This window comes from Psychrobacter proteolyticus, assembly GCF_039762275.1.
Classification (GTDB): domain Bacteria; phylum Pseudomonadota; class Gammaproteobacteria; order Pseudomonadales; family Moraxellaceae; genus Psychrobacter; species Psychrobacter proteolyticus_C.
Genome location: NZ_JBDLOB010000001.1, coordinates 728,262 through 752,950 on the forward strand (window position 1 = coordinate 728,262; position 24,689 = coordinate 752,950).

Annotated in this window: 23 protein-coding genes; 11 read left to right on the forward strand and 12 right to left on the reverse strand. The window is 42.6% G+C overall.

Translation table 11 applies throughout. The features are described 5' to 3' along the window. Positions 1–102 precede the first annotated feature (102 nt). The gene (locus ABFV72_RS02890; protein ID WP_347162362.1) at positions 103–363 is read right to left on the reverse strand and encodes a hypothetical protein; all 261 of its coding nucleotides are present in this window, start codon (positions 361–363) and stop codon (positions 103–105) included. A 177-nt stretch (positions 364–540) separates the two neighbouring features. Continuing rightward, on the reverse strand, positions 541–825 hold the full coding sequence (locus ABFV72_RS02895; protein WP_347162363.1) for a hypothetical protein: 285 nt from the start codon (positions 823–825) through the stop codon (positions 541–543). 238 nt (positions 826–1,063) lie between these two features. Here ABFV72_RS02895 and ABFV72_RS02900 point away from each other — a divergent pair, with 238 nt between their 5' ends. The 3 genes from ABFV72_RS02900 (at position 1,064) to ABFV72_RS02910 (ending at position 4,688) form a co-directional block, all read left to right on the forward strand. Next, a complete protein-coding gene (locus tag ABFV72_RS02900; RefSeq protein WP_057760064.1) occupies positions 1,064–1,786 on the forward strand; it encodes a heavy metal response regulator transcription factor in 723 nt (240 codons plus the stop codon). Position 1,787: 1 nt separating this feature from the next. Beyond that, positions 1,788–3,335, forward strand: coding sequence for an ATP-binding protein (locus ABFV72_RS02905; RefSeq protein ID WP_347162364.1), 1,548 nt, complete (start codon positions 1,788–1,790; stop codon positions 3,333–3,335). A 225-nt stretch (positions 3,336–3,560) separates the two neighbouring features. Next, entirely contained in the window at positions 3,561–4,688 is a 1,128-nt protein-coding gene (locus tag ABFV72_RS02910) for a M14 family metallopeptidase (RefSeq protein WP_347162365.1), read from the forward strand. A gap of 191 nt (positions 4,689–4,879) precedes the next feature. On the opposite strand, the gene ABFV72_RS02915 is transcribed toward ABFV72_RS02910, so the two are convergent. The 4 genes from ABFV72_RS02915 to ABFV72_RS02930 form a co-directional block, all read right to left on the reverse strand. Continuing rightward, positions 4,880–5,311 (reverse strand): DUF6789 family protein, encoded by a 432-nt coding sequence (locus tag ABFV72_RS02915; RefSeq protein ID WP_347162366.1) that lies wholly within the window; start codon positions 5,309–5,311, stop codon positions 4,880–4,882. Between the two features lie 412 nt (positions 5,312–5,723). Beyond that, entirely contained in the window at positions 5,724–7,154 is a 1,431-nt protein-coding gene (locus tag ABFV72_RS02920) for a patatin-like phospholipase family protein (RefSeq protein WP_347162367.1), read from the reverse strand. Between the two features lie 292 nt (positions 7,155–7,446). Then, positions 7,447–8,421 carry an EamA family transporter gene (locus ABFV72_RS02925; RefSeq protein ID WP_347162368.1) on the reverse strand — a complete coding sequence of 325 codons (975 nt, stop codon included), beginning with the start codon at positions 8,419–8,421 and terminating at the stop codon, positions 7,447–7,449. 255 nt (positions 8,422–8,676) lie between these two features. Further along, positions 8,677–10,056, reverse strand: a complete 1,380-nt coding sequence (locus tag ABFV72_RS02930; protein ID WP_347162369.1) for a PLP-dependent aminotransferase family protein — start codon at positions 10,054–10,056, stop codon at positions 8,677–8,679. Between the two features lie 265 nt (positions 10,057–10,321). Between ABFV72_RS02930 and ABFV72_RS02935 the strand changes: the two genes are divergently transcribed. After that, positions 10,322–11,503 carry an MFS transporter gene (locus ABFV72_RS02935; RefSeq protein ID WP_347162370.1) on the forward strand — a complete coding sequence of 394 codons (1,182 nt, stop codon included), beginning with the start codon at positions 10,322–10,324 and terminating at the stop codon, positions 11,501–11,503. Positions 11,504–11,761: 258 nt separating this feature from the next. Beyond that, positions 11,762–12,979, forward strand: coding sequence for an acetamidase/formamidase family protein (locus ABFV72_RS02940; protein ID WP_347162371.1), 1,218 nt, complete (start codon positions 11,762–11,764; stop codon positions 12,977–12,979). A 133-nt stretch (positions 12,980–13,112) separates the two neighbouring features. Here ABFV72_RS02940 and ampC read toward each other — a convergent pair whose 3' ends face one another. Both ampC and ABFV72_RS02950 read right to left on the reverse strand, forming a co-directional pair. Next, entirely contained in the window at positions 13,113–14,288 is a 1,176-nt protein-coding gene (ampC, locus tag ABFV72_RS02945) for a class C beta-lactamase (protein ID WP_347162372.1), read from the reverse strand. Between the two features lie 82 nt (positions 14,289–14,370). Further along, positions 14,371–14,643 (reverse strand): type II toxin-antitoxin system HicB family antitoxin, encoded by a 273-nt coding sequence (locus ABFV72_RS02950; RefSeq protein WP_201572310.1) that lies wholly within the window; start codon positions 14,641–14,643, stop codon positions 14,371–14,373. Positions 14,644–14,870: 227 nt separating this feature from the next. On the opposite strand from ABFV72_RS02950, the gene ABFV72_RS02955 reads away from it, so the two are divergent. Next, a complete protein-coding gene (locus ABFV72_RS02955; protein ID WP_347162373.1) occupies positions 14,871–15,734 on the forward strand; it encodes an SDR family NAD(P)-dependent oxidoreductase in 864 nt (287 codons plus the stop codon). Between the two features lie 126 nt (positions 15,735–15,860). Further along, positions 15,861–16,910: a zinc-binding alcohol dehydrogenase family protein gene (locus ABFV72_RS02960; RefSeq protein WP_347162402.1), complete on the forward strand. Its 1,050-nt coding sequence runs from the start codon at positions 15,861–15,863 to the stop codon at positions 16,908–16,910. Positions 16,911–17,042: 132 nt separating this feature from the next. Here the strand turns inward: ABFV72_RS02960 and ABFV72_RS02965 are convergent, their stop codons facing one another. Further along, positions 17,043–17,516 (reverse strand): winged helix-turn-helix transcriptional regulator, encoded by a 474-nt coding sequence (locus ABFV72_RS02965; RefSeq protein WP_347162374.1) that lies wholly within the window; start codon positions 17,514–17,516, stop codon positions 17,043–17,045. Positions 17,517–17,618: 102 nt separating this feature from the next. Here ABFV72_RS02965 and ABFV72_RS02970 point away from each other — a divergent pair, with 102 nt between their 5' ends. After that, complete coding sequence (locus ABFV72_RS02970; RefSeq protein WP_201572302.1) at positions 17,619–18,347, forward strand: SDR family oxidoreductase; 729 nt, start codon at positions 17,619–17,621, stop codon at positions 18,345–18,347. Between the two features lie 64 nt (positions 18,348–18,411). After that, positions 18,412–18,999, forward strand: coding sequence for a 2-hydroxychromene-2-carboxylate isomerase (locus ABFV72_RS02975; protein ID WP_347162375.1), 588 nt, complete (start codon positions 18,412–18,414; stop codon positions 18,997–18,999). Between the two features lie 118 nt (positions 19,000–19,117). Here ABFV72_RS02975 and ABFV72_RS02980 read toward each other — a convergent pair whose 3' ends face one another. After that, positions 19,118–19,993, reverse strand: a complete 876-nt coding sequence (locus tag ABFV72_RS02980; protein ID WP_347162376.1) for an MBL fold metallo-hydrolase — start codon at positions 19,991–19,993, stop codon at positions 19,118–19,120. Positions 19,994–20,140: 147 nt separating this feature from the next. Here ABFV72_RS02980 and ABFV72_RS02985 point away from each other — a divergent pair, with 147 nt between their 5' ends. Further along, entirely contained in the window at positions 20,141–21,034 is an 894-nt protein-coding gene (locus tag ABFV72_RS02985) for a LysR family transcriptional regulator (RefSeq protein WP_347162377.1), read from the forward strand. Between the two features lie 253 nt (positions 21,035–21,287). Here ABFV72_RS02985 and ABFV72_RS02990 read toward each other — a convergent pair whose 3' ends face one another. Both ABFV72_RS02990 and ABFV72_RS02995 read right to left on the reverse strand, forming a co-directional pair. Continuing rightward, on the reverse strand, positions 21,288–22,436 hold the full coding sequence (locus tag ABFV72_RS02990) for a DUF1624 domain-containing protein (protein ID WP_347162378.1): 1,149 nt from the start codon (positions 22,434–22,436) through the stop codon (positions 21,288–21,290). A 160-nt stretch (positions 22,437–22,596) separates the two neighbouring features. Continuing rightward, complete coding sequence (locus ABFV72_RS02995) at positions 22,597–23,571, reverse strand: hypothetical protein (protein WP_347162379.1); 975 nt, start codon at positions 23,569–23,571, stop codon at positions 22,597–22,599. 175 nt (positions 23,572–23,746) lie between these two features. Here ABFV72_RS02995 and ABFV72_RS03000 point away from each other — a divergent pair, with 175 nt between their 5' ends. Continuing rightward, positions 23,747–24,661 carry a LysR family transcriptional regulator gene (locus ABFV72_RS03000; protein ID WP_347162380.1) on the forward strand — a complete coding sequence of 305 codons (915 nt, stop codon included), beginning with the start codon at positions 23,747–23,749 and terminating at the stop codon, positions 24,659–24,661. Positions 24,662–24,689: the final 28 nt, after the last annotated feature.

Here is a 24,689-nt window from a genome sequence, read left to right on the forward strand (position 1 = left end):
AGCGTCATCCTCGCTAAGCATACTAATGTATAGCTTGCACTCGGTTTCCTTGTATCGAAATTATATTGAACTGACTATAGTGTTGAACTTATAAATTGATATTTAAGAGTCGCTATCGCTGCTCACACAGTGCTTTTGGTACATCGCTTTCATTTTGCTCATGTTAGCCATCATGGCTTTCATAGCAGGATCATTCATATCCATTTTGCTATGATCCATTTTTTGCATCATCTGCATATGCTTTTCCATTTTCTCACAGTTCATTTGGTCTTTTTCAGCATGCATTTTTGGGTCGTGCGCCAAAGCAGAGGTTGAAACAACTAAGGCTATAGCAGTTGCTACGATTGATTTGAATAATGACATGGTGAATCCTTATTTGATTTGGTATGTAGTCGAAAAGACTTTAAGATATTAAGTTACTTTAAAGCATACTTTAGTGATTCTGACAGAGAGATGACGGTAAGATTACAATTCTGTCATCTTACTATTTATGGTTTTTAATGTTGTCAGTAATCCTTTAGTATGACATCAGAGCTGATATCACTTATCGCTACCATATTTATTGATAAAGTATTTTTCAGACTGTAGATGTTGATCTTTGTGTTCAATCTCACAAGCCACTCTCGCATCAATATAACTTTTCATTTGTGAATTTGAGAGCTGAGTATCGTTATGATCCAAGTTTTTTGCAAACTCAGTCACAGCGTCGCAGTTGTTGATGATTGAAGTGCTTAGATCAGTCGTATGCGCATTGGCAGTGGTAGTACCGATAAGTACCAAGATTGACAGCAATAATACTTTTTTAAATGAACCGTGAGCTTTCATATAAAACCTCTTTTGTAAGTTGTTTACATTAATTACCGATAAAAATAATTCATAGTAGCTAGATATTGAATAGTAGCTAGGTATCGGAAACGAGCACCTATGTACCGTTTATATAGGTTAGCAAAATAAAACTGACAGTCTGATTACGAGCACATGACATCTTTGTCAGTTACCCATCAATGTTGTCACCTGTGCTGGTTAGAACGTTAGACAATCATGACCGTATTGAGGAATTACAATGAAAGTACTGCTGGTAGAAGATGAATTGAAGCTTGGCGAGTATATAAAAAAAGGCTTAACCGAGGCTGGGTTTATCGTGGATCATCAGCTAACAGGATTAGATGGCTATCATGCATTGATGACGGAAGAGTTTAGCGTGATATTGATGGATGTGATGCTGCCTGATGTTAGTGGCTTTGAGCTGGTGCGTAATTACCGAGCGGCTGGCAAGCATACACCTGTGTTATTTCTAACGGCAAAAGATGACTTGAGTGACAAGATAAAGGGGATTGAGATTGGTGGTGATGATTATTTGACCAAACCTTTTGCCTTTGCAGAATTGATCGTCAGGATGAAAAGCTTATTACGACGTGCCAATCAAGCCGACTATCAAAGTACGATTATGCAAATAGCGGATCTCAAGATGGACATTGGCAAGCGTACGGTGCATAGAGGAGATAAGCCTATTAAGCTCACGGCAAAAGAGTTTTCCTTACTACAGTTTTTATTAGAGCGCCGCGGTGAAGTGCTTCCACGCTCAATCATCGCTTCCCAAGTATGGGATATGAACTTCGAAAATGATACCAATGTGATTGATGTGGCGATAAGGCGTCTGCGTATAAAAATAGACGATGATCATGACGCAAAGCTGATTCATACAGTACGCGGGATGGGCTATCGGTTAGAAGCTGTCGATACAGCGCTTGATAGCAAACCATCTCACGAAGCTGGCAATGTCTAATATGAAATATAGGTTTGATAATCGGCGCTTGCCACTATTATGGCGTACTGTGCTATTGCTCACAATATTTGTTGTTATATCGCAGGTTATTATTTATATATGGATACAGCGTTCTGTTAAAGGCCATTTTGAGCAAATGGACGCTGAGATTATGACCCATGCGGCTTTTAATCTACGTAAACGAGTGATAGAACCTAGTAGCCCTATAACTTCCCAAACCCTACCTAGCTCTCAAAATCTATTGAATAATCAACAGTCGCTAAGAGCGGCACCTGACGTAATGCCTGATGAAGATACTTCTACCGCAGTGATATCAGATGAAGCTGATCATCAGCATTCTTCTTGGCTAGATTACGATCTAAAAACCATTATCGCCAATAAAGAAGGGCAGATACTGTCTAGCACCCCCAACAATTTTGCTCAAGAGCTAGGAGACGGGTTTAATCTGTCATCATTGAGACAAGATAATGATAAGCAACAGTTCGTGATGAATGTCAACAGCCGATACTATCGAGCGATGGTCATTGAAGATGACAAAATGCTTGCGCTTATCGCATTGCCTATCGATGTGCATCATCAATATTTATTACAGTTCAATCGTCAGCTTAGTATGATTTTGTTCGCGATTACATTGTTACTCGTCTCAGTAGCTGCGTTGAGTGTGTACTGGGGTTTTGCGCCTTTAGCCACTATCGTCCAAAAAATGAAAGGAATGAATCCTGAAAGGCTAGATGACAGAGTAACGGTCAGTGATATGCCACTAGAGCTGCGACCACTAGCAGAATCTTATAATTCGATGATGGTCAAGCTTGAAAGTAACTTTGAGTCTTTGTCTCGGTTTTCAGACAATATTGCCCATGAGCTGCGCACTCCAATAGCGACACTCAGTACACAAACGCAAGTCATGTTAAATAAACCGAGAGCGGGCGATGAATACATTGAGCAGCTACATCATCAACATGACACGTTAGAGCAGCTGTCGGCCATGATAAATAATATGCTGCTGCTGGCAAAAACCCAAAAAGGATTGAGTGACTCGCAAATCAGTCATGTGGATACGGACAATTTAATCACCAAGCTCGTTGATTACTACGAAATGATTGCAGAAGACAGAGGTATCGCTATTGAAACCAAAGGTGAGTTCAGCGCTGTCTTAGGAGATAAAAGTTTATTACAAAGGCTCTTTGCTAACCTGATATCGAATGCGATTTATTATGCTGCTCAAGATAGCGTTATAACCATTAGTGCAGATAGAGTAAACTCAGATGAGATGGTGGGCACAACGATAAGCAGTCTTCAACAATCAAAACAAGCCGTTCTACGAATCACCATCACTAACCAATTAGATGAGCCGTTGACACAAAGTGAGGCAGATAAGTTGTTTGAGCGCTTCTATCGACATCATAAAACAATAGATCGCCATACAGGAACAGGTTTGGGTCTATCTATCGTACAGTCTATCGTTGGAGCGCATAACGGTAACGTCAGTATTACTATAAAAGACGATGATTACTTTCAAGTGAGTGTCGAATTATTGGCGGACGTTTAATCTTTTAGCAGTCAACGATAGATATTCAATCCGAATAGATATATTTGATAGATGATTGCCTTGAAAATGAGCTGGTAATGACCAAGTAAATGTATGTCTCATGCCCAATATAAAGCTAGAGATTATTAAAAACTAGAAATTATTAAAAAGCAGTAGTTAGAACGGCAAGTCGATAACGAACATAATACTTAAAACACAATCATAAAAATCAATTAGGGAATGACTATGCATATTACGGCTAATTTTGATGCAGGCAACATTGACATTATTAATGCAGATGACAAAAACGACATTCAATTAGCGATTCGTCCAGATGTTGGTGGTGAGTTTTTTCAGTGGTTTAACTTTCGTCTGTCAGGTCAAATAGGGGAGCAGTATGTTCTCAATATTATGAATGCAGGAGGGGCCTCTTATCTGGAAGGTTGGGAGAACTACCAAGCGGTGGCTTCTTATGATCGTCAGCATTGGTTCCGTCTGCCAACGTCTTACAAAGATGGCAAATTGACCATCGTGGCAGAGTTAGAATGCGAAACCATTCAGATTGCGTATTTTGCGCCTTATAGCTATGATCGTCATCAAGATTTGTTGGCCGCAGTGCAAGTGCATCCGCTAGTGACGTTAGAGCATCTAGGCGAAACGCTTGATAAACGTGACTTGACCCTAGTCAAAATTGGTGACGGTGCTGCTCACAAGCGTAATATATGGATTACTGCTCGTCAGCATCCAGGTGAAACGATGGCTGAATGGCTGATCGAGGGCTTATTGTATAGCTTGTTAGATAGCGATAATGCGACTGGCAAACAGTTATTGGACAAGGCAAACTTTTATATTGTTCCTAACATGAACCCTGATGGTAGTGTACGTGGACACTTGCGTACTAACGCTGCTGGAACCAATTTAAACCGTGAGTGGCAAAGTCCAAGCTTAGACAAAAGCCCTGAAGTATTTCATGTGATTAATAAAATGGAAGCGACAGGCGTGGATCTATTTTATGATGTGCATGGTGATGAAGCATTGCCATACGTATTCCTCGCTGGGTCACAAGGGACGCCAAGCTACAGTGACCGTCTTGCTGGACTACGTGATAAATTTTCAGAGGTATTAAAGTTAGCCAGTGCTGATTTTCAGTCTGAGATTGGCTATGAGATTGATGCGCCGGGTGCTGCCAATATGACCGTTGCCACCAATTGGGTAGCAGAGCGTTTTGATTGCCTCGCCAATACGTTAGAGATGCCATTCAAAGACAATGATAATCTGCCCGATGAAGAGATGGGTTGGTCACCAGAGCGTTCTATCAAATTAGGCGAAGCATCACTGGTAGCAATGCTAGCTGTCGTGGGTGATTTACGATAACTATAGAAAAAAAGCTGCAGAAAATAAAAAGCTGCTAATGATGGCCAAGTGTTTTAGTGGTCATTGTTAGCAGCTTATTTCAAATACTTATAAAGGCACTTAAGTTTATACTTTTAATGTCACTTTCTAATGTTGATTTTTGATATCGAACTTCAATCAAATATTCTTATAGCTAATTGGTTTTCAAATGTTTAGTGTGCGGCAACAAGTTTGGCATAAACTTTGCCCAATACTACACCAAATACGAGATGTAGCATAAGAGTAGCGATGGGAATCATAATACCGCTTGGCATAGATAAACCAAATAAGCCATTGCCCATCATGGGCATAATAGCAATCATCATCATAAACCAACCAATTGCACCTACCATTGCGCCAGTCAGCGTAAAGTTCTTGCTTCTATCCGTACCTGCTATCAATGCCATGACGATACCATAGCCGATCGATCCGACCATAAAATGAGCAATCCAAGCCATTACGTGACTGCTACCCATCATCGATGCAAGCATCGCAATAATATCTAAATCAGGCATGAGACCTATTGCACTTTTTAGCATGAGGAGTAGCGACATAACGATGGTCGCGATAAAAGCAGCTATTATTCCAGCCATATATTTGTTCATAGTAGTCATTCCTTTTTCAGGTTTGAATCATTATTATTTTTTTGACGTTTTTAATTTTGGTGATTATCCAGTCGTAATATATTGGAGGTAGACGGCCACTTATATATACGGTAGGGATATTGAAGAATATGGGTGATCTTCAAGACTATCGTGTACTACCTGCCAAGTATCAAAGCTGCTATGTATCGTTTTTACGATAAAAGGTCTTGAACAGTCATTCAAGTAATTTTGAGTAATCGTTCAATATTACTTGTAACCACAAGCACGCTATGAATATTCAGTTAGAAGAGATGAATATATCAGGCAGAGATAGAAAAATGCGGTAAATATAGGCTGGCATGCTATCAGTCATGATGCTGCTAAGGAATTTTGACAGTCACGCATACTTGGTTATTGGCAAGCACGATGACGGTCATTGGAGGGCATTGCGAAAATTTTGAAACTCTTTAGATTGTTCAAGTAAATCACTGCCCAAATAGCGTAGATCATCTACTTGTTCAGGTTGTAAATGAAAGGTGGTCGGCATGGCATCGAACTTTGCACGCTCTGTTTTATCTTCGACTTGATCAAAGGTTAATACGGAGAAATGCACTTCTACCTGAGGCGCACTTGCAGGTCGCTGAGCATTTACATGCTCTCCCCATTGTAAAAACTCTTTTTTGGCCAATGAGACAGTTTCGTTATTTAGTGTGCCTAGTGCGACTTCACTCGCCGCTGAAATGGTATCAAGAAAACTCGGGTCTTTATTTTCTACTGACCACTCATGCTCTGAATAGGTTTGAGCATTGGCCACAACGACCAGTACTTGTCTGACTTGGCGTAATTTCGCAGGACTGAAGGCACCTGCCATGTTGGGTACATCACCATATTGGGTCACAGGACTCATCATTGAGCCGCGCACGCCTAGATTATCGGTCACCCCGCCATCTACCAAGCGCACTACTGGCATTCGCTCTGGCTGCGAATACCGATCTAACGCGCGAGCTATCGCATAACTACGCGGCAAATGACTGTCTTGATTTAGTGCGTCATTGACCCAAGGCTGCGAGCGCTGCGAACAATCAGAAAAGTTGTGTAGGGCAATAGGGGCAAAGATGCCAGGGACTGAGGAAGAGGCCATCACCGCATTGGCAACTGGATAACTTGATAAATCCGAACACAAAAAGTCGAACTGCTGCTGAGTAAATGAAAAAGTCATCGCGTTGTTTAGATCACTTGCATTTAGGATAACGTAAGGCAATTTGCCACGGCTCATGTCAGCAAAGGTCTTTTGTTGAAATAGACTGTTGTCTAAGTTGTTAGCCACCAAATCCCCACGGTTGTATTCAGAACTGCTCATCGCTATTAGGCTTTGCGGACGTATCGCAAGTCTGATCAGTCGTGATTGCCAGTCTTCATACAAAAATTCTGGAGCAAACTTCTCAAAAATGTCATCGCCAAATAGCCCATAATAAGCTGCCGTGTAGCTACCACCCGATACCGAAGAGATCACATCTACCTCATCTAATAATCGGCGCTCTATGCCATTGATCGTCACTGGTGTATCACGGAGCTTTTCTAGCACCCCGTAGCTGAGTGCTGCTGCGCGAGTACCACCACCAGAAAAGGCAAGTACAACAAAGACTTCGTCTGAGTTTTTTGGGAGGTTGTTATGAAAATCATAGCGAGCAGTGCTCTTCTCTACAATGGGCTTGTTCCAGACTCGTTTTGCGCAACCAGTGAATAACAGCGAGATAATAATGATGATGAATAGAAAAAACGCAAAGCATAATCGAGGTGAAACCATCAGTTTTGAAAGTTTCTGCAGCAGACGATCATAGTAAGTCGGTATGTCTATACGCATGCAAATCACCTCAAAGTTTGTAGACTATGGTTCGCTTTGTATTTTTTGCTAATGACAGAGCAAATCACGTCAGTTTTCGACTTCCATGTCGGTTGTGACTTAACACTTAAGAACAGTAAACTTAAGGACAGTAAACTTAAGAGCAGAGGCCACCTTCTAAATATGACGTATATAAAACAAAGCTGATATAGATTGATTTCTTACTAGTATCAGTCACGGTGAGCAATTTAATTACTATGAATAAACCTTAACTGGACGGTAATAGCGAGTCAAGATAAAACTGAGTAACCATTCAAATAGCCTTTCTTTTCATTTTCATCTTCACATTTGCTAATAACAGCCCTGATAAGATCAATATCATGGCCAGCATTTTCCACCACGTCACTACTTCTCCTGTGAGTAGTACTGAGGTCACCATACCGAATACGGGCACCAATAGTGCAAACGGCATAACCTTGGAGGCGGTATTTTGACTGAGTAAGTGTGCCCACAGGCCAAAGCCAATTAAGGTTGAGATATAGACGATAAACCCAAGTGAGAGCCAAGACTTGAGTGATGCTTCAGTAAACGTCGCCAGCTGCCATGCATCAGTCTCAAATATAAGAGAAGATATCGTCATCATCACGCAAGCAATGAGACCGCCCCAGACTACTAGCGCTAGCGCAGACAGAGCAGAGGCTTTATTTTTTCCAGTGCTAGATGTAGCAACAGATCCTCTTGTTCCTTGCTGCACCGCTTTTAGAGCCGTTTGCTCTGATGCTTTTTCTGAGGCCTGTTTTGATGCTTGCTTGGAGGCAATATTACCAAAGCTCCAACCGATGGCCGCAATCAAAATACAGATGAACCCTGCCAAAGGCATATCACCGCCAAGGTTTAGCGCAATCACGCTAAGTCCTAGCACACCGACCAACATACCGACGATTTGCATACGGCTGACTGCTTCGCCCAATATAAAGTACGCTAGCAATACCGTGATAAAAATCTGAATTTGTAGCAGTAGTGCCGTCAGCCCCGGGGATGAACCCAGATGCATCGCTGTAAAGACAAAAGCATACTGCATGACAAATGTACCGATGGCATAAATAAACAAGGTACGGTTGAATTTAGGCGGCTTTAGAAATAAAACCAGAGGCACAGCAGTAAAGAAAAAACGCAGGGCGGTAAGCATCAATGGTGGAAAGCTCTCAAGACCCCACGCAATAAAAGTAAAATTTACGCCCCAGATAAAGGTAACCAGTACAGCCAATGCAGTATATATAGGGGACATATGAGCTATCCTAGAGAAATAGTATCCGTTGTCGGAAGTGATTAGATTTGATTGTGTTTGGCTTATACTTGGCTGATATTTAGGCTTAGAATTATAGTCGAAAGGTCACTATATAATAAGACGGTACTAGCACTATAGTCGATTCAATTTAAAAGTAGTACAAGGCAACCGAGTGTAGATGTATATGTGATACTTCAAGCGAGGTTAACGCTGTAATACTTTTATAGTGGAATGACTATATAAATCTCTGATTGATCAGTCTAACGATTGAGCCAATACCTCGAAAACTTTTGAATGACTCATTTGCGCCACATTGAACCGCATAAAGTTCTCAGCATTGTCTGATTGGCTAAAAACGTTGCCCGGCGCCAATACCACACCTTTGGATAAACAGCGATTGGCCAATTCGGTCGCATTATTATTCTCAGGTAATCGGCACCATAGGAACATACCTGCTTGTGGGAGCAGCCACGGTACGATGCCTAATTTGGCCAATCGTAGTAGCGTATGAGTACGCGCGCTTGCCAGCCGAGTATGGATATCATTCATATGCTTACGGTAGCCGCTATCAGTCAATGCTGAGAACACAACCGCCGCTGCTAACTGACTGCCACCAAAGCCAGTGGCTATTTTTAAATCTACCAAACTCTCAACCCACTCTGTAGGCGCTGCAATATAACCACAGCGTAGGGATGCGGATAACGTTTTAGAAAAACTGCCGATATAAAATACGCGTGATAACCCATCCAAAGCCGCCAATCTCGCCGCAGGCTTGACTTCAAAATCTGCAAAAATATCGTCTTCGATAATGTACAAACCAGCCGCTTGGGCCAACTGTAATACACGGTATGCCGTAGCAGGTGATAACGTTGCGCCAGTAGGATTGTGAATGGCAGCATTGGTGATGTACAAGCGCGGCTTATGCTCATCTAAAATCGCTGCAAAGGCCTCTACTTCTGGCCCATTTGGCGTATAAGGGACGCCAACTACTTTGACCCGGTGGGCAAGCAGCTGTGCTCGAAAGTTAAAATAACAAGGATCATCGACGATGACCGTGTCACCTGGCGTCAGCAAAAATCTAAAAATCAAATCTATTGCCTGAGTGCCTGAATCCGTCAATATAACCTGTGACGGCTCTGCATTGATACTTAATCCTGCCATACGCCGCGTGAGGAGTTGGCGCAATGCTAACAGTCCTAGCGGCGTTGCATACTCACTGATAATGGACGCGTCAGCCTTTGCCACATTTCGCAGACCACGGCGTATACCTGCCTCAAACAGCCAATCCGCTGGCAACCAACCGCAGCCTGGTTTTAGCGCACCATCGGGTGGCTCAAGCGACTGCCGTGATACCCACAACGGATCTATCACTCGGTCAATTTTTGGTGCTATATCTGTCAGTGATAGCGGCGCTGTTGTTTCTGCCACATAGAATCCTGCACCAGGACGAGAGTAGATGATTCCCTCAGTTTGCAGGCGCTCGTAGGCTTCAACCACGGTAGATGGCGAGAACCCATAATCTTTGGCCGCGGCACGGACGGAGGGTAGTCGCGACTCTGGCATGTAGATAACGGTTGCTATTTTCTCTTTTACGTCAGCCATGACAACTTCGATGCGTGTTAGCTTCTTATTCATATTTTTTACAATTTTTGGTAAGGCGAATTTTGTGAAGGTCTTATCTCAAGGTTATAGCTAGGACAATATATGGGTAGGATATCCGAACTGTATGGGTTTTATAGTCCAAACAGTTCTGTCTAATTGTACTGGATTGTATATAGATAACCTACTGTGCTTTTGTTTTAATTATTGAACGTAAACGATGTGGAGGTAGGTGTCATTCTACTGTGAATCACACTAACCTCAGTCAATTCAACGATTACTCTTCAAAAAGCAGCGATATATGACTACAAAAAAATATAATAAATATTTGGCCTTTGCCTTGTGCGTGATAACGACAAGCGTCAATATCCAAGGGCCGCTTTATGCCGTTTATGCACACAATGATGGCTATGGCGTACTAGCAACCACGATAGCGTTTTCCTTTTATGTATTGGGTGTCATACCTGTATTGTTAGCTTTTGGCGGATTATCTGATCGCATCGGACGGCGCAAGGTGATTTTAATCTCTTTAGCCCTATCGGTAGCAGCGACGGCTCTTATGTTGTTTTATCCATATACGCGCGCGTTAGCAATAGCGCGATTCGTACTGGGTGTGGGAACGGCTCTGATGGCTGCTACGGCGACGGCCTATATGATTGAGCTGCTCGGCTCAACAGATACGATGCGTGCGACAGCGTGGGTGACGGCCAGTACAACGATAGGTTTTGGTCTTGGCCCTGTATTGACGACGGTTTCTTTGATGTTTTATGAAACTGATCAACCAGCCAGTTTTTTCTTACTGCTAGCGAGCGAGATATTCGCTATGTTTTTGTTATATCAATTACCAGAGACGGCACCTAAACGCACTAATTTGCCCACCTCTATGCTACGGCTACCTTATTTTAATCGTGAGGTCATCTGGTATGGCAGCGGTATCTTGATCTGTTGGGCGACGACCGGATTGGTGTTGTCAGTTATTCCCTCAGTACTGGCCACGCATGGACTCGCTAAGTATGCAGGGGTATCCTCTATGTTAGCTATCAGTTGTGGATTGATCGTTCAGCCAATCGCCCGAAAGCTTGACCCTCAAGTTTCAAGCAAGCTTGGTCTTCTGATCTTACTACCGGCTTATGCTTTATTGGCTTGGGGGACGTTGAATGCCAATCTACCAGTGATTCTTTTGGCGGCATTTTTGGCCAGTACTAGTTGCTATGGCTTTGTCTATTTGGGCGGTATGCTAGGAGTCGCAAAATCTGCTGGAAATGAGCAGGCACGTGCAAGTGCAGGCTATTTTCTGATGGCATATATAGGGCTTAGTGTACCCGTCATCTTTACTGGTTTGATTGTGGATCGGTATGGTGCTGCTACTGCGTTCTACGCCTTTAGTGTGTTTTCATTAGTTGGTGTGATTGTCTTATTTGCCAGCCAGCCTATATTGAGAATTGGACGTCATTCGAACGCCAATTTGCATAGCGTGTCTTAAAATAAGATTGATAATGCAGTTTTCTATTCATTGTCTTTTCATTTAATATTTTTTAATTCAATACCTCTGCATGCAATGTCTATGCTCTAAAATAATACTCTTTTTTTGCTGAGGCACCACGATAAAGCAAACAATTGTATCAATATAGTGCTTTTGCCACTAAGTTTAATAGAAAACACCATTTTGCCCATGGCATAGAACTTGCCCTTATACAGGTATGACAATATTGTCATGTTTTAACTAAAGAGGGTATGTTCTATGTTCAAAAAAACCATTCTTTCACTGTTTATTCTAAGCGCGTTTGGTATATCAGTATCCCAAGCAGAAGACTTTACGGTTCTTAAGCAAATAGCAGATAAACCTACTCAGTTGAGTAGTGGTGAATACAAAGGCAACTACTACGTACCTTCTACGTTGGACACCATAACATGGGGATATTTGCCCAACAGAGACGCCAGTCCCGTTATGTCTGTTGCCTCTGGTAGTGTGGTGACTTTTGATACGGTCTCACACGAAGGTTTGCTCGAAGATCAGGGCCGTGATGCAGCAAAATACTTTAAGTCAAAAGGGGTCAAAGACGACTTTATTTTAGATGAAGCAAAAACAATAACAAAATCAAAATTAAAACATGACTTTGATAAAGATGGTCCACATATCGTGACAGGCCCTATCGAAATCAAAGGGGCGCAACCAGGCGATATCCTAAAAGTAGAAGTCATCAACGTTGAGCCGCGCGTGCCGTATGGTGTCATCTCTAACCGCCATGGCAAAGGCGCATTGGCAGGCGAGTTTCCCAAAAAAGCAAAACAAGATAATGCGTCTGCCGCTCACCCTGAGCGCTATGGCAATGTCTCCGTATTTACGCCTATCGAAAAAAATGCCAAAGGTGAATACGAAGGTATCCTAAAAACAGATTCTGGTAAGTCTATACGTTTTCCACTTAGTCCGTTTATGGGTCTAATGGGTGTCGCAGCAAACACCTCAGAGCGAGTACATTCAGTTCCACCTGCTATGTATGGCGGCAATATTGATATCAATGAATTGGGTGCAGGGGCGACGGTTTATTATCCGGTACAAGTGGCAGGTGCACTGTTTTATACAGGTGACAGCCACTTTGCCCAAGGCGATGGCGAGGTTGCATTGACAGCCCTTGAAGCATCTGCTCGCGCCACTTTTAAATTTACATTGCTAAAAGCAGGTAAGGATAAGATTCCGGGTAAAGAGATTGTGCAACCTTTGGCAGAGAATGCTGAATTTTGGATCACGCCAGGGCTAGATGAAGATTTGGATGAGGCGATGAAGAAGTCTACTCGTGAAGCGATTCGTTTCTTAAATCAAGAGTATGGTGTTGATGAGGCAATCGCTTATGCTTACCTAAGTGCAGCGACAGATTTTGAAGTATCGCAAGTCGTGGATAAGACCAAAGGTATTCATGCCAAAATTCGTAAAGCAGATTTTAAAGAGTTTGAAAAATAGCACAAATTAACGATCTCAACTTCAGAAAAAAAGTCCTTTATATTGATATAAAGGACTTTTTTTACATTCATTATATTGGTTTAAAAAAGATGAGCGTCACTAGAAACACAGTAACGTTCTATTTTCTTCTACTTCAATTAGCCATCGCACTTTGCAGGATGGTGTAAGCCGCTTTGATCCTCTCTGCGTTGGGGTAGTTCTTATTTGCCAAAATGACAATACCAGATTTTTTTGCGGGAATATAAGCGATATATCCACCGAATCCATTGGTAGCGCCTGTCTTGTTCACCCATACATCGTTTAAAACAAGTGTCGGCTGATTGTTTGCTGTAATGAGCTGTGGTTTGAGCACCACATCCGTTGAATTACCTTCAAGCAGTGTATCTAGCTGAGTTGGTAATGGATACATCTCCCACGCCAATCCCTGTGTAAAAGTGCTCGCTTGATAGTATCCCTTTCTAGTGTTTTGCAATGACTGTTGAATATCTTTATCCAAAGGAATTAACCCCATATTAGCCGCCATGTAATGGGTCATATCCGCGCTGGTTGATTTAATACCATAGGCTTCGGCGTCCAGAATCCCAGGGTTAACTCTTATTGGCTCTCCAGCAGCGTTATAACCAAACGCATAATCGCCCATTTTGTCATTAGGAACATTGACAAAGGTACTAGGCATATTGAGTAAGGGCAGTATTTTATCTTCCATCACCTGTGTGTAATCAGCGCTCATACTCAAGGCTGATATATGGCCGAACAGTCCTATACTGGCGTTAGAGTATAGACGTTTTGAGTTGATAGGGAAGGCAGGTTGCCACGACTTATAGTAGCGGAACAATTCCTTATTGTTTTTGACATCGTTAGGTACTTGAAGTGGTAGACCACCAGCCGAATAGGTGGCTAGGTTGATAAGCTTGGTGTTACCAATGGCGCTGTTTTGTAGATAAGGAATGTATTTATCAGCGGTATCCTCAAAGTCGAGTGTGCCATTGAGTTCGGAGTAACTGGCCAAAGTCGCGGCAAAGGTCTTACTGATAGAGCCCAACTCAAAGATAGTGTTTTCTGAAACAACCTTGCCAGATTGTTTGTCAGCCAAACCGTAGTTATAAAAAGACGACTTTCCATCGACAATAATACCAAACGCCATACCTGGAATATCATGTGCTTTCATTAGCGACTTGGCTTGCGCATCTACTGTGCTTTTCAGATGACTGTCGCTGTCTGCTGCTTGCACTTGTCCAGATATCAATGAGGCGGCAATGACAGCAGTCAGACCAACTCGGCTAAAAAGTGTTTGCACTGATTTTTTCATGATTGGATTATTTATCCTTTTTGTTATATGAATCGTTTTAGTTCATTTATTATATCTGACAGGCATGAGTGGTTCTTTGATGTCATTCATATAGCTCATGTATCTGAATATCTACTACTGCCCAATCCATTCCTTCAAAATCTAGATTATCTTTATGTTTAGTACTATCGGTAGGTAGAGGAATGGCTTCGCCGTCTTCTATCAATCCTTTTAGATGGAGCATAATTGCTTCTTTAGCATTATTAAAGATATCTGCACGTTCATCGCTGGCTGAATAGCAACTCACTATGTCTGGGATAAATATGCCATAAGCTGTTGTTTCATTACTTGGTGTAATTGCTATGGGATACTGCATTTAACATTCCTCATGAATTTTGAACCTAAGTATAACTAGCAACCGCTTAGATAACAGTCTAAATAACCCCTTAAATATAACTCACTTTCAAAATTATATTGAAAGTGTTTTAGGTGATGGCTACTGTTTGAAGCACAACACTTTCATTACAATGGGCGCTATCACGATGGATAAAATAGAACAGGTATCCAAAACTGAAACAATAATTCAAACAATAAGGGCGGTTTATGACTCTGAATACCACTAAAACAATTTTAATCACTGGCAGCACAGATGGCATTGGCAAATTGGCAGCGTTAAAACTGGCAGAAGCTGGGCACCAAGTGTACTTGCATGGCCGCGATGCTGACAAACTTGCTAGCGTCATTGCAGAAGTTCAAGCAGTCGCGACAGGCGCAGCAGTAGATAATATTGATGGGTTTGTGGCTGATTTTTCTGATCTAACGGATGTGCTAAAGATGGCAGCAGACGTCAATGAAAAACTGCTCAAGCTCGATGTGCTCATAAATAACGCAGGGATTTATACCACGGCATCAGCAATGACTAAAGACGGTTTGGATGTACGCTTTGTGGTCAATTACCTAGCGCCTTATGAGCTGACCAATGCTTTACTACCTTTGCTAAAGCAGTCTAAGCAAGCACGTATCGTGAACTTAAGCTCAGCTGCGCAAGCGTCAATATCTTATCAAGCACTTGCAGGCCAGACCCGCCTCGATGATAAGGATGCTTATGCCCAAAGTAAGCTAGCACTCACGATATGGAGTATGGCATTAGCTGACACCGTCGCTAGCAACGATATCAATGTTATCGCCGTCAATCCAGGCTCGCTGCTGAACACAAAAATGGCCAACGAAGCGTATGGTCAGCATTGGTCATCAGCGGACAAAGGCGCAAATATCCTAACGGAGTTGGCCATCTCGGATGAGTTCGCTGATGATACTGGTAAATACTTTGATAACGATATAACAGATGGCGCACATGGCGATGCAAGAGGGGCGTTTGGTCGACCACATACTAATGCTTTAAACCAATCAGCCATTGCAGAGCTTGAGCAGCAGACTCAGACAGTATTGCAGTCAATTTTTGCATAAGATGCATAAAATTTGCATTTAACAGCATCAATGAATTTCGAACAATTAAACCATTACTAACTACATTTTCAAATTTTACTATTAAAAACTTTCTCATTAAAAACAGGACACAATATTATGCAAAATATCAAAGCCATTGGTTATCAAAACAATCTACCTATCGATAACGAACAATCGCTACAAGACATCACCCTTGATAGGCCAATTGCTTCAGGCCGCGATATTCTCGTAGAAGTGAAAGCCATATCAGTCAATCCAGTAGATTATAAAATCCGTGAAGGGCGTCCTGCTGCAGAGGGTGAGTATGCTGTTATTGGTTGGGATGCTGCTGGTACTGTGACGGCTGTCGGTGAAGACGTCAGTTTGTTCTCAGTAGGCGACAACGTCTATTATGCTGGAGATTTGACCCGTTCAGGCAGCAATGCTGAATATCAGTTGGTCGATGAGCGTATCGTTGGGCACATGCCAGCCTCTTTGTCTTTCGCTGAGGCAGCGGCATTACCGCTGACGACGATTACAGCTTGGGAGATGTTATTTGACCGTTTACAAGTGCCTGTCTCTGATAGCGCAGCGAATGACAGCGGTAGTACCGAGAATGCTAATGATGTCTCAGTATTGGTCATTGGCGCAGCGGGCGGCGTTGGATCTATCCTAACTCAGTTATTAAAAACAAGAACGTCAGCCACGATTATTGGTACGGCTTCGAGAGATGAGAGCGTGCAGTGGCTCAAAGATTTGGGTGCTGATCATGTTATCAATCACCGCAACCCATTGTCTGATGAACTACAAAAAACAGGTATTGCTGAAGTAGACTACGTGGTAAGTCTCAATAATACTGAAGATCATTATGAAGAAATCATTAAATGCTTAAAGCCGCAAGGTAAGCTTGGACTGATTGATGATCCAAAATCACTAGATGCCAACCCTCTTAAAACCAAAAGCTTAAGCCTGCATTGGGAGTTTATGTTTGCACGCTCAATGTTCAACACGCCAGATATGATTGAACAGCATCATTTATTAAATGCGGTGGCAAAATTGATTGATGCAGGCGAGATAAAAACCACGGTCGCTCACAATCTTGGGGCTATCACCGCTGAACATCTACGTAGTGCGCACCAAATGCTAGAAAAACAGCAAGCGCATGGCAAGATTGTATTAGAAGGCTGGTCTGCATAACGCCCTTTATATTGGAAATTAACGAGGTTTTGGAACACTTTAGGCTAAAGTACAGTACAACCGTAAAAGGTTAAGTCTTTTAAATAAAGTGTTCTGATATCTAGCTCCAGTGATTAATAAACCGCTACTATATTAAATACTCACTTCATCATTGCCGACCCATTTGGGTCCTATCTCAACCTCAATATCACGTGCAGTAATGGGCTCAGCGCACTCGGAGCATACTGTCACAGGATGCATAATGTGACCACATGCCTTGTGTCTATGCAATAGCGGTGCTCCGCGTTCATCAGCCATGTGTTTATCACCCCAACTGACCAACGCCAGTACGATAGAGTGCAAATCTAACCCGCACTCTGTCAGTCTATATTCCTCACGTAGCGGCCGCTGCTGATAGGTGACTTTTCTTAGAATATTATATTCAACCAATTTACGTAGACGGTCAGATAGGATATGGCGTGTAATGCCTAAGCGTTGCTCAAATACGTCGAATCGTCTGACTCCCAAAAAACAATCACGTAAAATCATGAGCGTCCAACGATCACCAATGACTGCTAAAGTGCGAGCCACCGAGCAAGACTGTTGGTCCAGTTCATCCCAGCGCATAGGTTATCTCCTTTATCTTTAAGCTATAGGTTAGCTTGACAGGGTCCAAAAATAAAGCTATGTTTTTGTTAGTTCTAAAAAGGAACCTATAAGGGAATAGACATGAACAGAGCACCCGTAGCAGTTGTGATCGGCGCAGGCGATGCCACTGGCAGTGCTGTTGCCAGACGTTTTGCGCGAGAAGGTTTTACTTTGTGCGTGACCAGAAGGACTGTTGAGAAGCTAGAGGCATTAGTCAGTGATATCGAAGCGGCTGGGGGAGTAGTCAAGCCATTTGGTTGTGATGCGCGTATCGAGCAAGAGATGGTTGAGCTGTTTGCTCATATTGAAAAAGACATTGGGCCGATTGAAGTAGTAGTGTTTAACATCGGAGCAAACGTTCATTTCTCCATCTTAGATACGACAGAAAGGGTCTATCGAAAAGTGTGGGAGATGGGTGCCTTGGCTGGATTTTTGACAGGTAGAGAAGCGGCAAAAGTCATGATTCCACGTGAGAGGGGGACAATTATTTTTACGGGTGCAACAGCGTCTTTACGCGGTAGTAAAGGTTTTTCAGCTTTTGCTAGTGCTAAGTTTGCTCTACGGGCATTGGCACAAAGCATGGCACGCGAGTTGGGGCCAAAGGGCATTCATGTCGCGCATCCTATCATTGACGGTGCTATTGATACTGATTTTATTCGTGACAACTTTCCTGAGCGCTATGAGCTGAAAGACCAAGACGGTATTTTAAATCCAGAACATATCGCTGAGCAGTATTGGCAGTTGCACTGTCAGCCAAGAGATAGCTGGACACATGAGCTGGATTTACGCCCATGGATGGAAACTTTTTAATCCTATCTGGTTAATAACCGTCAAAATTTTAATGGATTTTCAATATATTGCAAGGAATGCAAAGATGAGTAAACAAGTAGAGTTTTTCTTTGATGTGGGTAGCCCAGCCAGTTACTTGGCGTGGACGCAGTTAGCGAGTATCGCGCAGCGTCACAATGCCGAGATCGTTTGGCGACCTATGTTACTTGGCGCAGTGTTCCAAGCCGTTGGTAACACCTCACCAGCTGCCGTACCTGCTAAAGGCGCTTATATGCTCAAAGACCTTAAGCGTTTTTCAGCCATCTATGACGTGCCTTTTCGCTTCAATCCATTTTTCCCAGTCAATACGATGCAGCTTATGCGCGGTGTTACCGCTTATTTGGGGACACCTAAATTTGAGAGTTATTTATCCGCTGTCTTTAATGGGCTATGGGCTGAAAAGTTAAATATGGAATCACCAGAAGTTGTGGCTGAAGTTCTGTCGAAAGTAGGCATTGATGCGACTGATTTTATGGCACGTATTAGTGAGCCAGAGGTTAAGGCGCGTTTAAAATCTAGTACCGAAGAAGCAGTAGCACGAGGCGTATTTGGGGCACCAAGTTTCTTTGTAAATGGTGAAATGTTTTTTGGTCAAGACCGTTTGAGCTTTGTTGAAGATGCTTTGAGAGACTGAGATCATTAAAAGTACTGGCGTATGCTGATTGACCAAGCATTCATACGCCAGCATTTTGACACCTGTATTTTGCTAACAGACTTATCAAATAATGATATTTCTATCTAATAGTCCGTATTTACCACTTCATTTCACCTGTATTTACTTTACTGCCTATTTGTAAATTAGTATCCCCAGATAACGCGGGATAAGCTGCTTCCATAGTAGAAATCACTTTTTCTGACTGTTTAGAGTCTTGCTTTTTTGCCTCATCCAGTGCTTGCTCAAAGGTTTTTAGATAACTGAGAGTGAAATCAACAGCATAGTCTTTTTTGAGTAGGTTGCCCGAATGGTGACCTGGTATCACAAGGTTTGGCTCTAATTGCTTCATTTGTTCCAATGATTGCATCCACTCGCTACGAGCTTCTTTAGTTTGGGTATCAGCAGTCCACACATGCATACCTGATGTTACCGACACACCGCCGAAAACGGTTTTTGACTCTGGTACCCACATATATGCTTGATGGGTTCCCATCTCCTTGATTTCAATTTTGTGACCTTCTAGGGTCAGTGTAGACTGATCAAGTGTTTGCGGTACTGTGATCTTGGTAGGCGCATGTTTACCAAGGATTGGACCCCAATGCTTTAATTTTGCATCTTTAGTCGCTTCAATGTGTTCAATAATCGAAGGGCTAGACATAACCTTTACATTAGGGAAGGCTTTGACTAAAGGCTGAAGACCAAAATAGTAATCTGGATCGCCTGCCGTGATATAAATCATTTTTAGGTCTTTATTACTTTTTTTGATCATATCAACCAATGCTTCACCATCTTTAACACTAAACTGTGCATCGAACAAAATAGCATCTTTCTCGCCACTTGCCAGCACAGAAACCACTGGGAAAATAGCATTTTGATCAGGTTTATATGCTTGTAGTTGTAGATCGGCTGCGTTTGTTTGGGTTGCAAGCAGTAGCACACTGGCCGCCATAGAAGCTGTCATTAATTTTTTCATAATCTACCTGTATTTTCATTTGGATAAATAGACCGCGTTAATGGCGGTATTCGTTGTTAGTAGCTATTCTATTCGATTGTATTTCGTTTAAATACGCTATAATTCGGTATTTACTGTTTCAGTTTTCGTGCAAATAAGGATGTAGAGATGGATAGGCTGACCGCGTTGCAGGTGTTTGTCACGATCGTCGAACAAGGTAGCTTGAGCCGTGCCGCGGACAATTTAGACATGTCTAGAGCTAAGGTGACGCGCTATCTTACAGAGCTTGAGAGCTGGATGGATATGCGCTTATTACATCGCACGACTCGAAGTCTGAGCCTCACTGCACCTGGTGAGCAGACTCTTGAGGTGGCGTACCAGTTGCTTGAATTGACTGACTCGTTGGATCAGATACGTAATCAAAACACTTTGGAGCTAAAAGGTCAGCTCCGAATCACGGCCAGCTTTTCGCTGATTGATAGCCTTTTGATGGATGTGGTTGGTCGCTTTGTTTCTCACTGGCCGCAAACAGCGATTGATATTCTTACCACTGATGACTCGGTCAATTTAGTTGATGCCCGTATTGACTTGGCGATTCGTATCACCAATGACTTGGAGCCAAATGTCGTTGCCAGACGTATCGGTGAGTGCCACTCTATCGTATGCGCGGCACCTGAGTATTTACAACGGCGTGGCAGACCTACAGATGTACAGTCGCTTGTACATCATAACTGTCTATCGTTTGCGTATTTTGGACGGTCGGCATGGGTGTTTGATGGGCCAAATGGTCCAGAGTCTGTTCCTATCTCTGGCAATATCAGCGCCAATATCTCTGAAGTCTTGCTCTCTGCCACGTTGCGTGGACATGGGATTAGTTTACAACCATCTGGCGCAGTCAAGTCTTTGATTGCATCTGGACAACTTATTGAGTTATTGCCTGAATGGAAACCCAAAACCTTGGGTGTTTATGTGGTTTATGCCAATCGAAAGCAGGTGACACCACTACAAAGAAAATTTATTGACTTTCTCGCTGAAGAAATAAAGTGTTCGCCTTATTGGTAGCAAGTAATGGATGGATCGATCGGAATGTTTATTTATACTATTTTAAAAACAATACAATAGATCAATAAGAAATTTTATTAAAAAACGTCAGAAAATCTATAGCAGAAACTCAAACGGTCAATAGCAACGTTACAATGATGCTTATTGACCATCTGATAATGTCTAGACTTCGCTATATCCCATATAGGCTGGCCAAGCCTGCTTATAGAATTGTTGTTCTTTTATATAGTCGCTATATCGTTGGGAGCTATCGCTATAAATATTTGAGGATAGTAATGTGTTTGTTGCCATGTTTGAATTTGGCAAAAGCACGCATTAAGGGATACAGTAAAATGCTCAGTGCAATCGCAATGAACCAAAGTGTACTGACGTCATTTACACCAAAATATTCTCCATGCGTCATACCGAACTGTTGAACGGCAAATACATACAGCAGTTTCAATACATAGAGATGTACGATATAAAAAAACATTGGCACAGAACCAATGATTACCAGTGGTTTTATCCATGGTTTGGTTTCAATCTTTTGGAGCATCACTAGTAAAACCAGTCCTATGCCCACATTCCACAATATAAAGAGTAACGATGGTGGATATTTGGTGAGATTCATAAAGCTCATGAAGGTTTCACTCAGAGTCGGCATCATCAGCCATGCTTGATCACCGTATACATTGGCCATTCGCAATACCACAAATAACGCGATACTCACCATGCCAAATGAAAGTAACGTACGATTTCTCTTTTGCACAGACGTAGAGTGACCGAACACAGATGTACCGATACAGTAGCCCAGTATAATAACGCCAATCCAAGGCAGTACAGGATAAGAGGTTCTGAAACGAATCACCTCACCAAACTCAATCCAGCCGCGTTCATGAAGTATTAGCCACAGTTGATGCATAATAGGAACGTTGGCAAAGGAGACGGTATCTAATAAATTGTGCCCAAATATAATCACCAAGCTCAGTAGCCACAGCCACTTTTTAGGCAGGCCAATAACTGCTGAGAGCGCAATCATACTGAAGCCAATCGCCCATATCACTTGGAGATACACCACGTCAGGTGGAAATTGTGCCGTCCAAGCAAAGTTAATTACAATCAGCTCCAGAAACACCAAAAAAAGCCCGCGTTTGATTAAAAATTCGCGGGTCATTTGAATACTATTGTGTTTGTGTTGGTACAAATAAGCAGACAGTCCCGTCAGTAACACAAAAATAGGTGCACATAAATGGACAATCATTCGGCTGAAAAATAGTGGTTCATCTGTTCCTGGTATCAGCATTGGATCAGGAACTTGATGGTGTAAGTAAAAGGTCTCTCGAACATGATCCACCATCATGATGAGCATCACAAGCCCTCGAAGTGCGTCAATCGCTTGTAACCGTTGAAAAGGTGTCGCCATACAATAGCCTTTGTATAATTATAATGAAACATTATAACATATCAATTATTAGCTATTACTGATTTAAGTGCGCATTTTCGCAGAGGTAATCATTTATTTAGATATTCATGCTTGTCTTAACCTTTTATGCTGTGTCTGACCTAACGATAGCGTACCGCTGTTAAAACGGTACGAAATTATCAGGCTGACTGTGCGTAGCAGTCCAACGTTGATTAGCATCAATATGACTATTAAGCCCAACTCCTCGTGGTACTTGCATATTATCGCCATACAGCCAAAGCACCATATTGGTACGTTTGCCACTGGTGATTGGATGTGCGGCGTGTGGCACCGAGCCTCTATGAATAATCGCCATGCCAGGCTTAAAGATGGCACGTTTGGTTTGCCCTAAATGGCGACCGACAAAGTCGACTTCTGATCCAGTAAAGTCTTCGCCTGGCAGATTTAGGTTAATATTCATAGTCACCGCTGAAGCATCAGTATGAAGTTGTAGCGATGTGTCGCCTGTCGGCTGGTATTGAATTGAGAACCCAAAGGTCTGAGTGTCATAGCCATAAACATTGGCAAATAACAACCGAGCGATAGGGCGCATATATTGATTCATGACTTTATGATAAAACGCCTGAAAATTAGGGGTGGCCAGATAGCCTAGCGAACGCGCATCTAGCATGGCCCCATTACTGTTCAATGCGATACCATAAGGAGGACGTATGGGAATGTTAGCGTCTGCGATTGCTTGCAGATAACGGCGCAGCGTTGATAGTTGTGCTGGGTCAAAGAGTTGCCCTTGATATACGTCAGGTAGTATCTCTTGCCATAAATTTTTAACAGCCATCTCCGTAGAAGGAGCGCGCCATGCGTGCGTCACTGCATCACGTAAAGTTGGATCAAATAATGAGTCATCGAGTACAGGCAAGTCATGCTCAGTGGTTTCCCACTCTGCCCATGCTTGCTCTAGTAACTGGCTGTTTTGATGCCAGAAATGCTCTACCGATGGTGCACGTCTAAGCATGTCTGATTTTGAAGGTAGTGGTAAGTTGCGTGCTTGCTGTAGTGCGCTTTGTTGATTATCTCTATCATGCTGGCTAGGGTATTGAGTGTCCTGTGTGCTCGTAGGCCGTATTATAGTATCCATCGTGTATCTCCAAATGTGTGAGTAAACCTTATAGGTGCATGCTACTATAATTAATGATTTTGATAATCAGCAGGTTTAGAGAAACAGTTTCAATAATTTTTATATAATGATGAGGCTAGCAGCAGCAAGCGATGCTGGTTGCTAAGTTAGATGCTAATTGAACGAAGGCATGACGATGAAAAATTTGCAGGATTTACGTATTTTTATTGAGACCGCTCGCTTAGGTAGCCTATCTGCCTGTGCTCGGCACTTAGATCTGTCGCCTGCAGTTGTGAGTGCAGCGGTCAAGCGATTAGAAGCGGAAATTGAGACGGTATTGTTTGTTCGCTCTACTCGTAGGCTGCGTCTAACTAGCAAGGGTGAGCAATATTTAAAGCATTGCCGAGATGCGGTGGCTATTTTAGACAATGCTTATGCAGGATTGCATGATAATGATGCCGAGCTGACGGGTACCATTCGGCTGTCGGCATCATCAGATTTGGGACGAAACCTAATTTTGCCTTGGTTGGACGATTTTATAGACATTCACCCAAAAGTGACGGTGCAGCTACATATGTCAGACAGCTATGTGGACTTGTATGGTCAGCAGATTGATTTGGCACTACGTTATGGCGCACCCAAAGATTCGTCACTGGTCGCACTACCTATTGTATTGAATAATCGCCCTATACTGTGTGCGTCAAAGGAGTATTTGAGCAAGATTGATAAGAGTATCGGTATCCCAAAAATGCCGGAAGATTTGTCGCAGCATAATTGCTTACGTTTGGGGCATGATGAAAAATATTTGAGCGAGTGGACTTTTGAGAAAGCGGGAAAGACTAAACGTGTGGCCGTGGATGGCAATCGCAGAAGTAAAGACGGTGACGTTGTACGCCGCTGGGCAGTGGCTGGTAAAGGCATCGCATTAAAGTCTCAGTTAGATATAGCCGGCGATTTAAAGGCAGGGAGACTGGTCGAGGTGGAGTTGGACGGCTGGCAAGTGGCCAACTATCCACTATATTTGATTTGTCCAGAGCGGCGCTTAATCGATCCACTGTTTAATGCGGTCAAAGAATACTTGATTGAACGGGTAGAGCAGGTATTAAGGTAAAACGAGAACTAATGATTACCCTGTTTGA